The sequence below is a fragment of the Nitrospirillum pindoramense genome (genome assembly GCF_007827955.1).
In the GTDB taxonomy this organism is placed as follows: domain Bacteria; phylum Pseudomonadota; class Alphaproteobacteria; order Azospirillales; family Azospirillaceae; genus Nitrospirillum; species Nitrospirillum amazonense_B.
Genome location: NZ_VITR01000005.1, coordinates 1 through 11,965 on the forward strand (window position 1 = coordinate 1; position 11,965 = coordinate 11,965).

General features: G+C 67.0%; 9 protein-coding genes. 7 read left to right on the plus strand and 2 right to left on the minus strand.

The features are described 5' to 3' along the window. A partial coding sequence (locus FBZ90_RS09205) for an autotransporter outer membrane beta-barrel domain-containing protein (protein WP_145731301.1) occupies window positions 1-613 on the plus strand: 613 nt, incomplete at its 5' end. Window positions 614-757: 144 nt separating this feature from the next. Further along, complete coding sequence (locus FBZ90_RS09210) at window positions 758-2,473, plus strand: thiamine pyrophosphate-dependent enzyme (RefSeq protein WP_145731303.1); 1,716 nt, start codon at window positions 758-760, stop codon at window positions 2,471-2,473. Window positions 2,474-2,500: 27 nt separating this feature from the next. Here the strand turns inward: FBZ90_RS09210 and FBZ90_RS09215 are convergent, their stop codons facing one another. After that, complete coding sequence (locus tag FBZ90_RS09215; protein ID WP_145731305.1) at window positions 2,501-3,148, minus strand: hemerythrin domain-containing protein; 648 nt, start codon at window positions 3,146-3,148, stop codon at window positions 2,501-2,503. Between FBZ90_RS09215 and FBZ90_RS09220 the strand changes: the two genes are divergently transcribed. The 4 genes from FBZ90_RS09220 to FBZ90_RS09235 all read left to right on the plus strand — a co-directional run bounded on the left by FBZ90_RS09220 (window position 3,147) and on the right by FBZ90_RS09235 (window position 9,483). After that, window positions 3,147-3,650: a hypothetical protein gene (locus FBZ90_RS09220; RefSeq protein WP_145731307.1), complete on the plus strand. Its 504-nt coding sequence runs from the start codon at window positions 3,147-3,149 to the stop codon at window positions 3,648-3,650. The two genes, FBZ90_RS09215 and FBZ90_RS09220, sit on opposite strands and share 2 nt — an antisense overlap. A gap of 108 nt (window positions 3,651-3,758) precedes the next feature. Next, on the plus strand, window positions 3,759-5,060 hold the full coding sequence (locus FBZ90_RS09225) for a TolC family protein (RefSeq protein ID WP_145731309.1): 1,302 nt from the start codon (window positions 3,759-3,761) through the stop codon (window positions 5,058-5,060). Next, complete coding sequence (locus FBZ90_RS09230) at window positions 5,057-6,370, plus strand: efflux RND transporter periplasmic adaptor subunit (protein ID WP_145731311.1); 1,314 nt, start codon at window positions 5,057-5,059, stop codon at window positions 6,368-6,370. Before FBZ90_RS09225 ends, FBZ90_RS09230 begins: the two co-directional genes overlap by 4 nt. After that, window positions 6,367-9,483 (plus strand): efflux RND transporter permease subunit, encoded by a 3,117-nt coding sequence (locus FBZ90_RS09235; RefSeq protein ID WP_145731313.1) that lies wholly within the window; start codon window positions 6,367-6,369, stop codon window positions 9,481-9,483. Before FBZ90_RS09230 ends, FBZ90_RS09235 begins: the two co-directional genes overlap by 4 nt. Window positions 9,484-9,637: 154 nt before the next feature. Here FBZ90_RS09235 and FBZ90_RS09240 read toward each other — a convergent pair whose 3' ends face one another. Further along, complete coding sequence (locus tag FBZ90_RS09240) at window positions 9,638-10,636, minus strand: MBL fold metallo-hydrolase (protein ID WP_145731315.1); 999 nt, start codon at window positions 10,634-10,636, stop codon at window positions 9,638-9,640. 165 nt (window positions 10,637-10,801) lie between these two features. On the opposite strand from FBZ90_RS09240, the gene FBZ90_RS09245 reads away from it, so the two are divergent. Then, window positions 10,802-11,698, plus strand: a complete 897-nt coding sequence (locus tag FBZ90_RS09245) for a LysR family transcriptional regulator (RefSeq protein ID WP_145731318.1) — start codon at window positions 10,802-10,804, stop codon at window positions 11,696-11,698. The last annotated feature ends 267 nt before the right edge of the window (window positions 11,699-11,965 follow it).

Genomic DNA, 11,965 nt, shown 5'->3' on the forward strand with positions numbered 1-11,965 from the left:
CGCCTACAGCGTCTACCGCCCCGACTGGGCGGACCAGAAGCTGTCGGTCGAGGGCCAAGTGGGCTTCGGCTACAACCACTTCGACCAGCGCCGCGTCATCCAGTTCCTGGGCGCCCGCGCCAACGCCAACTACGGCGGCGAGCAGTACCTGGGCAAGGTCACCGTCGGGTATGAACTACCCAAGCAGGGCGCCTTCACCCTGACGCCGCAGTACAGCCTGCGGGCCGTGCGCCTGGTCAACCATGGCTATGAGGAGCGGGACGCCGGGGCGGCCAACCTGAAGGTGGACACCCTGGGCACCAACGCCCTGACGCAGGAAGTGGGGGTGAAGGTGGACACGGCGTGGGAAACGGGCATCGGCACGCTGCTGCCCGACCTGCGGGTGGCCTGGGTGCACGACTTCAAGGACGCCCCCATCCCGACCACCGGCGTGCTGGCCGGCGTCGCCTTCGCCAGCACCACCGGCCGGGTCAACACCGACGGCCTGGCCGTCAACCTGGGCACCACCCTGCAGCGGAGCGACAGCTTCAGCCTGCGCCTGGAATACAACGGCGAATACCGCCGCGACTACCAGAGCCACGGTGGCGTCCTGCGCGCCAGCTGGAACTTCTGAGCCCGGTCATCCTGATCGGAACCAAGCCCCGCCGGATCGCTCCGGCGGGGCTTTTTTCTGTGACTTCCAGAGATTTCGCAGCCCCCAGGGACCCCCGCGCCCCCCTCGGGTGTTCCTCCCCCGCCACAGCAGCAGGAGGAGGCAATGAGCGCAACCGTCGCCGACATCATCGTCGAAACCCTGGCCGCCGCCGGCGCCCGGCGTTGCTATGGCGTACCGGGTGACACCCTGAACCACGTCACCGACGCCATCCGCCGCAGCGACATGCGCTGGATCCATGTGCGGCATGAGGAGGCGGGCGCCATGGCGGCCGGGGCCGACGCCCTGCTGACGGGCCAGTTGGCCTTGTGCGCCGGGTCCTGCGGGCCCGGCGGCCTGCATTTCATCAACGGACTGTACGAAAGCCACCGCAACCGCGCCCCCGTGGTGCTGATCGCCAGCCAGATCACCCGCGACGAGCTAGGTTTCGACTTCCCGCAGGAGGTGGACTTCAAGGCCGTGTACAGCGTGGCCAGCGTCTTTTGCGAGGAAATCCGCACCCCCACCCAGGCGCGGCGCATGACGGCGATGGCGGCGCAGGCTGCGCTGACCAAGCGCGGCGTCGCCGTGCTGATCGTACCGGTGGACGTCTCCAGCGCCGACGCGCCCGATGAACCTGCCTTCGCCGCCCATCACCCCCGGCCCGTGGTCCGCCCCAGCGACGCCGAACTGGATCGCATGGCTGAGCTTCTAAACGCCGGCGGCAAGATCGCCATCTATGGCGGTGTTGGGTGTGAGGTCGCGCACGACCAGGTCGTTGCGTTGGCGGAACGGTTACGGGCACCGGTGGCACGCACCTCCCGCGCCAAGGATTTCCTGGAGCCGGCCAACCCTTATGACGTGGGCATGACCGGAATCTTCGGCACGGCCGGCGGCTATCAGGCGCTGATGGACTGCGACACCCTGTTGCTGCTGGGCTGCGACTTCGCCTGGCGGCAATACTATCCGCACAAGGCCACCATCATCCAGGTGGACATCGACGGAACCCATCTGGGCCGCCGCCACCCGGTGGACCTGGGTGTGGTGGGTGACGTGGCGCCGACGCTGGAGGCCCTGCTGCCGCGCCTGACCCCACGGGAGGACAGCACCTTCCTGAACAGGGCGCTGGAGCATGCCGCCAGGGCCGATGCCAAGCTGGAAAAGCGTGCCGTGGCCGGCGAGGGCGACACCATCCACCCGCAATACCTGACGGAGACGGTGGCCCGCCACGCCGCCACAGACGCCGTCTACACCGCCGATGGCGGGTCGCCCATGGTGTGGTGCCTGCGCCATGTGCCGGCCACGGGCCAAAACCGCACCGTCGTCAGCCTCAGCCACGGCACCATGGCCAACGCCATGCCTCAAGCCCTGGGCGTCCAGGCCGCCTTCCCCGGCCGGCAGGTCATCTCACTGTCCGGCGACGGCGGCCTGTCCATGCTGATGGGCGACCTGCTGACCACGGTGCAGGAGAACCTGCCCGTCAAGGTGGTGGTCTACAACAACGGCTCGCTCGGGTTCGTGGAGCTGGAACAGAAGGTGGAGGGTCTGCTGGACACCTACACCGACCTGAAGAATCCCGACTTCGCCCGGGTGGCGGAAGCCATGGGCCTCTGGGGCCGGCGCGTGGAGCGGTCCCAGGATCTGGACGACGCCGTGCGCGATTGGCTGGCGACCCCCGGCCCCGCCCTGCTGGATGTGAAGGTCGACCGCTATGAACTGGTGATGCCGCCCAAGGTGGAAATGACCCAGGTGGTGGGCACCGCCCTTTATTCCGCCAAGGGCATCCTGGCCGGCCGGGGAAGCGAGGTCTTCGAACTGCTGGAGGGGGCGGTGCGTCCCTGATCTCGGACCACATCCAGAGGTTGATTGTCACCGGTTGGTCACAGGCCGGCCGGTGGCGTCCCGCCTACAATCGCAGGCAGGGAGCCACGCCGTAAAAAGGCCACCGCCGCCAGCCACGCCCCCCCCGCGCCTACTTTGAAAAGCGAGCCGATTTCCGACCACGCTGGTTCTGGTGTCCTCATGCGCCGCGTGGGCGCGGTACATCCTGACCAGGGCGTCCATGGCGCGCGCCATCGGTTCGCGGTCGGCTGTCCCGACCATCCCATGGACGGTCGCGCCCAGGATGTAGTCCGTGATCTCCCGGCCCCGCTCATGCTGGGCCGTCAGCACGTCTGGATAGACCGCCGCCGGCCCCGGCAGCGTGCGCACCACCGGAAAGATGTGCGCCTCCTCCAGCGCGCGCTCGTGATAATCCTCGCCAAAGGTGCGGAACAACATTGCCGCGCGATGAAGCGCCCCGGCATCCACCGGCGCCGTGTCGCCCCGTAGCCGCAGGACGGCCTCGGTATAAGCGAACAGGGCGCGGCGCAGGATGCCATGCTCCCGCATCAAATCCTCGACAGCGCCAACATCCTTATCGCCCGCGCATCCGGCCAAGGCCTGGCCCGTGGCGGCGGCCATGCCGGCGGAACCGAGGTGCAGGAACGTGCGGCGGCTTTGACGGGAGGGGCCCATGGCACTTTTCCTTTGCTGGAAGCACGGCACCCATAGCGCCATCCGATTTGCCGCGTTGCATTCTGATCACGCGCGGCTTACCTCTAACGCCATGCCGCGCCGCCCGTTCCCCTCTTCGCGGAAAACGCCCACCCTCCCGGCCCTCGGCTTGGAAGGTGCGGCTTGTCTGCGCGGCCTGCTAACCATTCTTTTCCTGCTGTCCTTCCTGGGTGCCGCCACGGTTCAGGCCATGCCTCTGGATATACCGACGGCCGCCGCTACCATGCCGGACGATTGCCCCATGGCCCATGCCATGAGCATCCCGGCCAAGGACGCGCCGTGCCACGGCCTGAATGCCGCCTGCCTCAAGCAGATGGGCTGCCTGGGCGTCTCGCTGCTCCCGGAGCGATCGGGCCAGCCGGGCGCGCCCACCGTCTTCGGCATGGTGGCGTTCTGGCGCCCATCGGCCTTGGAAACCGGCCTCTCCATCGCACCGGAGCCTTTCCCTCCCATCGTCGGATGACGCGCACGCCTTGAAGCGTGCAGGCCGCCGGGACCAGCACCGTCCCGGCGCCGTTCCGTGCTGCCGGTATGATCCGCCGGCCCGACACCCTTTCGGTAGGGAACCCCCATGACCCGATTCCATTTTGCGCGCACGGCAACCGCCGTGTCGGCGCTATCCCTGTTGCTCGCCGTCAACGCCGGGGCGGCCGACCTGCCGGCCCCGGATACGCCCTCGCCCAACGCATCCTCGCCCAACGCATCCTCGATGGGGGCCACCCTCGACGGTCTGCTGGACGCCGGCCGGCGCCTTAACCCGTCCGTGCAGGCCGCCGCGCTGCAGACGGCGGCAGCGGACGCCGAGGCCTCCGTCGCCGACGCGCTGGACGACCCCACCCTCCGCATCAACTCTGACGAAGTGGACCGCACCAGCGGTCCCCGCATCAACAAGACCTACATCATGGTGGAGCAGGACTTCCCCCTGTGGGGCAAGCGCGAGCTGCGCCGGCGCGCCGCCCAGGCGGCGATCGATGGCGCCCGGGGCCGGGAACGGGCCACGGGCCTGGAGCTGGAGGAGCGCCTCAAGAACGCCTACGCCCAGTACGTGGCCGCATCGACGGCCCTGGCCATCAATGGCGACGTCCAGCGACTGGACCGCCAGATGGCCAAAAACGCCGCCGATCGCTACGCGCAGGGGCTGGGCAGCCAGGGCGACGCCCTGCTGGCCGCGGCCGATGCAGCGCGCACGGAGGTGGAGGCCACCCGCCTGACCGCCGACCGCACCGCCGCCATGGCCCGGCTGAACGTCCTGCTGGCGCGGCCCGCCGACACCCCCCTGGCTCCACCCGCCGGCGCCCGCCCCCTGCCTAAGGCCACACCATCGCTGACAGTGCTGGTCGATCGGGCCCAGGCGGACAATCCGCTGCTGGCCGCCGGCGCCGCCGAGGTGCGGGGTGCGGAGCAGGAACGGCACCTGGCCGCCAGGGCCTGGTACCCCGACCTGACGCTGAGTGTCGGCGCCATCCAGCGGGACAACGGCCCCACCGGCTACACCGCCACCATTGGCTTCAAGATCCCCCTGCAGGCCGAACCCAAGCGGGCCAAGGAGCGTGAGGCCGTGGCCAAGGCCAATGCCAGCCGGCAGAGCCTGGCCGCGACCGCGGCCGACATCGAGGGCGACCTGGCCCAATCCTTGGCGGACCTGACCGCCATCCGCCAGCAGCTCGGCATCTACCGGGCGCAGTTGCTACCGGACCTGGGCACGGCTCACGAGGCCGCCCTGGCCGCCTATGGCCGTGGTCAAGGCAGCCTGGCCGCCGTGCTGGAGGCGGAACACCGCCTGCATCAGGCGCGGCTGGACCTGCTGCGCATCGAGGTCCAGGGGCAAAGAGCCCTGGCCGCACTGGAACGCCTGGTGGGAGGACCGCTATGAAACGCACTCGTCTCGCGCTGGGCGTCAGCTTGGCACTTCTCCTCATGCCCGTGGCCATCCCTTCCGCCCAGGGCCAGGCGGCATCCAGGCCAAAGCCCCCCGATGGGAAGGACAAGATCCTCTATTACCGCAACCCCATGGGGCTGCCCGACACCTCGCCCGTCCCCAAGAAGGACGGCATGGGAATGGACTATTTGCCGGTCTATGCCGATGAGGCCGAGCCGCCGGGCACGGTGAGGGTGGCGGCCGGCAAATTGCAGACCCTGGGCGTGCGCACGGCCCTGGTGGAGGAAACCCCCACCCTGGCCAGCACTGTCCACGCCACCGGCACCATCGCCTTGGATGAGCGACGCCAGGTGGTGGTGACCACCCGCGCCGAAGGCTGGGTGGAGACACTGACCGTGGCCGCCACCGGCGACACCGTGCACCGGGGGCAAGTGATGGCCCGGTTGTATTCGCCCGACCTCCTGACGGCAGAGAAGGAATATCTCCTGGCCCGGTCGCTGGCGTCGGACCGCCATGCCGACATGGGCCACGGCCAGCCCGCCGATCTGGTGGCGGCCGCCCTGTCGCGCCTGCGGGCCCTGGACGTGCCGGCGGAGGAGATCGCGCGCCTGCAGCGCGGCGGGGATGCCGCCCGCCAGATCCCCGTCATCGCCCCGGCCGATGGCGTGGTCATCGACAAGCCGGTGGTGCAGGGCATGCGCGTGGCGGCCGAAGAGCCGCTGTACCGTCTGGCCGACCTGTCCAACGTCTGGCTGGTGGCCGAAGTGGCGGAGCGGGAGGTGGGGCTGGTCCGGCCGGGCCAGGCCGCCCATGCCACCCTGGCGGCCTATCCCGGCCGCCGGTTCGACGGGGTGGTGGACTTCATCTATCCCACCCTGTCGCGGGAGACGCGGACGGCCCGGGTGCGCATCGTCCTGCCCAACCGCGACCGCGCCCTGCTGGCCGACATGTTTGCCAGCGTGACCATCGACACGCCGCCCTTCCGCGGCGACGGTGGGCCCCCGCCGTTGGTGATCCCGGAGTCCGCCGTCCTGGACGGTGGTGCCCGGCAGACGGTGCTGCTGGATCTGGGCGACGGCCGCTTCCAGCCGCGCGCCGTCCATCTGGGCGCAAGGGGCGATGGCAAGGTCGAGGTGCGCGACGGCCTGCGCAAAGGTGATCGCGTGGTGGTCGGCGCCAATTTCCTGATCGACGCGGAAAGCAACCTGAAGGCGGCCCTGGAGGCCTTCACGACCGGCCCAAGCCCCACCCCGAAAAATGGCATGTCCAACGGGGGCATGTCCAACGGGGGGGCCAAGCCATGATCGCCCGCCTCATCGACTGGTCGGCCGCCAACAAGGTGCTGGTGCTGGCGGCCACTCTGTCCATCGCCGCGCTGGGCGCCTGGTCCTTGCGGCACACGCCGCTGGACGCCCTGCCCGACCTGTCCGACACCCAGGTCATCGTCTACACCGATTATCCCGGCCAGGCGCCGCAGGTGGTGGAGGATCAGGTGACCTATCCCCTGTCCACCGCCCTGCTGGCGGTGCCCCGCTCCAAGGTGGTGCGCGGCTTTTCCAACTTCGGCGTCTCCTTCGTCTATGTGGTGTTCGAGGAGGGGACCGATCTCTACTGGGCGCGCTCCCGCGTGCTGGAGTATCTGAACGTCGCGCAAAAGCGGCTACCGGCCGGCGCCACACCCTCGCTGGGGCCGGACGCCACCGGCGTGGGCTGGGTCTATCAGTACGTGGTCCAGGGTGCGGACCGCACGCTGGCCGAATTGCGCAGCATCCAGGATTGGCTGGTCCGCTACCAACTGGCCAAGGCCGATGGCGTGGCGGAGGTGGCCGCCCTGGGCGGGTTCGAGCGCCAGTACCAGGTGGTGGTCGATCCCCGCAAGCTGCAGGCCTACGGCATCCCCCTGTCAACGGTGTCGGACGCCGTTCGCGCCTCCAACCGGGATGTCGGCGGCCGCACGCTGGAAATGGCGGAAACCGAGTACATGGTGCGCGGGCGCGGCTATCTCCGCGACGCCGGCGACCTGGAACGGGTGGTGCTGAAGGCGGACGCCGCCGGGGCCGCCCCGGTGCTGTTGCGCGACGTGGCCCGAGTGGAACTGGGACCCGATGAGCGGCGCGGCATCGGCGAGCTGGACGGCCAGGGTGAGGCCGTGGGCGGCATCGTGATCAAGCGGGACGGCGCCGACGCGCTGACCACCATCGCCAGCGTCAAGCAGCGGCTGGCGGAGCTGTTGCCGGCACTGCCCGAGGGCGTGACCCTCAAGGCGGTTTACGACCGTTCCGACCTCATCAACCGGGCCATCGAGACGCTTAAGCATACCCTGCTGGAGGAAAGCCTGATCGTGGCGGCGGTCTGCGTCGTCTTCCTGTTCCATGTGCGCAGCGCCCTGGTGGCCATCATCACCCTGCCCGTCGGCATCCTGGCGGCCTTCGCGATCATGCGACCGCTGGGCATCGGCGCCAACATCATGAGCCTGGGCGGCATCGCCATCGCCCTGGGCGCCATGGTGGACGCCGCCATCGTCATGATCGAGAACGCGCATAAGCATGTGGAACGGCTGGCCCCGGGCGAGCCCCGGGGCCCCGCCCTGCTGGCGGCGGCGCGGGAAGTGGGGCCGTCGCTGTTCTTCAGCCTGCTGGTCATCGTCGCGTCCTTCCTGCCGGTGTTCGCGCTGGAGGCGCAGGAGGGGCGGCTGTTCAAGCCCCTGGCCTATACCAAGACCTTCGCCATGGCCGGCGGCGCCCTGCTGTCCGTCACCCTGGTGCCGGTGCTGATGCTGTTCTTCGTGCGCGGCCGCATCGTGCCGGAGGCGCGCAATCCCCTGAACCGGGCCCTGATCGCGGCCTATCGTCCACTGATCACGCTGGTGCTGCGCTGGCCCAAGGCGACGGTGGTGGTGGCCGTCCTGGCCCTGGCGGTGACGGCCTGGCCGGTGTCGCGCCTGGGCTCGGAGTTCATGCCGGACTTGAACGAGGGCACGCTGCTGTTCATGCCGGTCACCCTGCCCGGCATCTCGGTCACCAAGGCGGCGGAACTGCTGCAGACGCAGGACCGCATCCTGAAGTCGTTCCCCGAGGTCGCGTCGGTCTATGGCAAGGCGGGACGAGCGGCCACCGCCACCGATCCCGCCCCGCTGGAGATGAGCGAGACGGTGGTGACCCTGAAGCCGCGGGCCGACTGGCGGCCCGGCCTGACCCTGGACGGCCTGGTGCGGGAAATGGACCAGGCCCTGCAATTGCCCGGGGTCAGCAACGCCTGGACCATGCCCATCAAGGCCCGTATCGACATGCTGTCCACCGGCATCCGCACGCCGGTGGGCGTCAAGGTCTTCGGTCCCGACCTGACGATGTTGGAACGGCTGACAACGGCGGTGGAGACGGCCGTGCGCGGCGTGCCCGGCACCACCAGCGCCTATGCCGAGCGCCTGGGTGGCGGTCACTACCTGGAGATCACGCCGGACCGCGACCGCATCGCCCGCTATGGGCTGACCAGCGACGCCGTGCAGCAGGTGGTTGCCACGGCCCTGGGCGGGGAGACGGTGACCACGACGGTGGAAGGGCGGGAGCGCTATGGCGTCATCATCCGCTACCCCCGCGACCTGCGGGACAATCCGCAGACCATCGCCACCCAGCTGCTGGTGCCCGTGCCCAGTGGCGCCATGGTGCCGTTGGGCGATCTGGCCAGCGTGGCCATCACCCAAGGCCCCCCCTCCATCCGCACCGAGAACGCGCAGCTGGTCGGCTACGTCTATGTCGACATGCATGGCCGCGACGTGGGCGGCTATGTGGCGGAGGCGGCGCGGGCCGTGGCGGCCCAGGTCACCCTGCCCCCGGGCTATCGCCTGGAATGGAGCGGGCAGTTCGAATATCTGCAGCGGGCCAAGGCCAAGCTGGCCCTGGTCATCCCGGCCACGCTGGGCGTCATCTTCATGCTGCTGTACCTGAACTTCGGACGCCTGGCGGAAACCCTGATCGTCATGCTGTCGGTGCCCTTCGCCCTGGTGGGGGGCGCCTGGCTGGTGTGGGGGCTGGGCTACAACCTCAGCGTCGCCGTCGCCGTGGGCTTCATAGCACTGGCCGGCGTGGCAGCGGAGACCGGCGTGGTGATGCTGATCTACCTGGACCACGCGTGGGCGGCCACCCTGGACCGGCGGGCGCGGGAGGGCGCCCCGGCGTCCCCGGCCGACCTGCGCGCCGCCATCCTGGAGGGGGCGGTGGAGCGGGTGCGGCCCAAGATGATGACGGTGGTGGCCATCATGGCCGGCCTGCTGCCCATCCTGTGGAGTAGCGGCACGGGCTCCGAGGTCATGCGCCGCATCGCCGTACCCATGGTGGGGGGCATGGTTTCCTCCACCGTCCTGACCCTGCTGGTGATCCCCGCGCTGTATGCCCTGGTGAAGCGGCGCGTGGCCCGGTGATGGCGTCACGGGCGCGCGGGAGATCCGCGCGCCCGGATCGCTACCTGGAGGGTGGACTTTCCCCTCGAAAACTGGCCATCACCTTAAGCGATCGCGCAATATTTAAGGACGCGCGCGCCTGCATGCGGAATGAAAGGGGGCGAGGCTTTCGTTGTTACGGGGCGGGATTCCACATGATGGGCATCAGTCGATAACCATCGTCTTCGCGCGTCAGATGCCCCAGCGAGGGGAAAGGAAAATGGAAGCCGTGCACCAGGATCCGTTCCGCCACAATCCGATCATACAGCATGCGCCGTGACTGTTCCGCCATGACCGGGTCCACGTCCGTGAATCCATGCCAGTCAGGATGGCGGATGAACAAGGCGGGATGCGTGGTCACATCCCCCTGAATGATCACCTTGTCGCTACCGGACGTGACGATGAAGGACGTATGGCCTGGCGTATGCCCGTGAGTAGCTATCGACGTGACACCGGGAGCGACCTCCATTTCAGGAGCGAACTTCTTCACGCTGTCACCGAGAATTCCGAATATGCGGCGGGCGCGTTCGAAATTCGCCACCATGGCCTCCGATGCGTCCGGTGCCATATTCCCGCTGTTCATCCAGAAAGCATATTCGGCGGCCGGTACCCAAATCTCGGATTTCGGAAAGGCTGGCTTGCCATCCGCGGTCACCAAACCGCCGATATGATCGGCATGGAAATGCGTGATGAGGACCCGATCCACAGAACCCGCATCGTAGCCGGCAACCGCCAGATTGGAATGAAACTGACCCCCGATCCCATTGCTCTGCTTGAACGCCGCTTCCCCAAGTCCCGTATCGATCACGATCAGCTTTCCGCTGCTTTTAAGGACAACGGGCGTGAAGGTGAGCGTGATCGGATCGGTCGGGAAAAAAGCCTGCTGCAAGGCCTGGGCGACATCCTCCGGGGATCTGTTCGTAACGAAATCCTGACGGCGTGGAAAGCTGGTCGCACCATCGGTGATCGACAGTAATTCGATCTCGCCAATATTCTGACGGTAGATGCTGGTCCGGGTTCTTCTTGCTCCGGAAGGCGATCCATCGCTTGCCCCCGCATAACTCGTTGTCCCCGATGCGACGGCTGCGGCAGTGGCGGTTCCAGCGAGGAACGTGCGGCGTGAGAAATCGCTCATGTGGTTAGGTCCGTCTGTTGTGCGCTCCGGACCATGGGTCCAGAGCATCGCGCTTCATTCGGCATCTGCCGAGAAACGGATTTTGCAGACTTCTTTTTGTAAGAATTAGATATAAAAAGCATAAAACAATTATATCTATATATTATGAATAAGGGGGTGTGGCCGGTGAATCGCGATGACCTGACCGATCTGAACGCCTTCGTCGCGGTTGCGGAGGAAAAAAGCTTCACGCGGGCCGCAACGCGGCTCGGCACGTCACAGCCAGCGTTGAGCAACACGGTGCGACGACTTGAAGCGAGATTGGGCGTTCGTCTACTGACCCGCACCACGCGAAGTGTCACCCTGACCCCGGCGGGTGAAGAGTTCCTAAAGGGATTGAAGCCCGCGTTCGAAGCGATCAATCTCAGCCTTGAGACCATCGGGTCCTTGCGGGAAAGCCCAAAAGGCAAGATCAGGATCACCGCCCCCCGGCACGCCGCCATCAGCCTGCTATGGCCGATGCTCGGCAGTTTCGTGAAGGATTACCCGGACATCGAAGTGGACGTTAACATCGACGCGGCGGCGCGCGATTTGACAGGCGACAGGTTCGATGCCGGCATCAGGTTGGGCGAGTTGGTTGCCCAAAATATGGTTGCGGTAAGAATTGGCCCAGATCTGCGCTTGGCGATCGTGGCATCCCCTGGCTACGTCGCCCAACGTGGTGTCCCCATTACGCCCCATGATCTGCTGCAGCATACCTGCATCAACTTTCGTCTGCCCGCGTCTGGCGAATTATACGCATGGCAATTTAAAAGGGCAGAGCAAGAGGTAAAGATTCGCGTACCAGGACAATTGTCCTTTAATGATCCTGACATGACGCTTGCCGCAGCACTGGGTGGACACGGCATCGCCTGTCTCATCGAAGATCATGCGCACGCCATGATACGCGATGGCCGCCTGGTCCGCTTTCTGGAGGACTGGTGCCCATTATTTCCTGGTTACCATATTTACTACCCAACACAAAAAAACAACTCGGCCGCTTTTCGGATTCTCATCGATCGATTGCGTTTTCGCAGCCGATAGATCGAGAGGAAACCGCATCGATCAGGGTCGTCTGCAGATGAAACGCCCTCGTCCCGTCCGCGCCCTGTGAATCGACTTGGACGTAGGCGGCAGTCCGTCGGCACCAAGAGCGGAACCGTCCAACGCATCACCGCCCCTGTCGCCGAACCATGAAGCCACCCTGCGGTTTTCGTGCAACAGATTTTGATAATTACTCTCAACCGCCGTTGACAGGCCCCTGATCAGCAAATAAGAGTCGCTCGCAATCTTAACGAACGATATAACCGC

Bases quoted from the DNA above. Each gene is read 5' to 3' on its own strand.
- FBZ90_RS09210 (WP_145731303.1), top strand. From the start codon at position 758: ATGAGCGCAACCGTCGCCGACATCATCGTCGAAACCCTGGCCGCCGCC.
- FBZ90_RS09220 (WP_145731307.1), top strand. From the start codon at position 3,147: ATGGCACTTTTCCTTTGCTGGAAGCACGGCACCCATAGCGCCATCCGA.
- FBZ90_RS09215 (WP_145731305.1), bottom strand. From the start codon at position 3,148: ATGGGCCCCTCCCGTCAAAGCCGCCGCACGTTCCTGCACCTCGGTTCC.
- FBZ90_RS09225 (WP_145731309.1), top strand. From the start codon at position 3,759: ATGACCCGATTCCATTTTGCGCGCACGGCAACCGCCGTGTCGGCGCTA.
- FBZ90_RS09230 (WP_145731311.1), top strand. From the start codon at position 5,057: ATGAAACGCACTCGTCTCGCGCTGGGCGTCAGCTTGGCACTTCTCCTC.
- FBZ90_RS09235 (WP_145731313.1), top strand. From the start codon at position 6,367: ATGATCGCCCGCCTCATCGACTGGTCGGCCGCCAACAAGGTGCTGGTG.
- FBZ90_RS09240 (WP_145731315.1), bottom strand. From the start codon at position 10,636: ATGAGCGATTTCTCACGCCGCACGTTCCTCGCTGGAACCGCCACTGCC.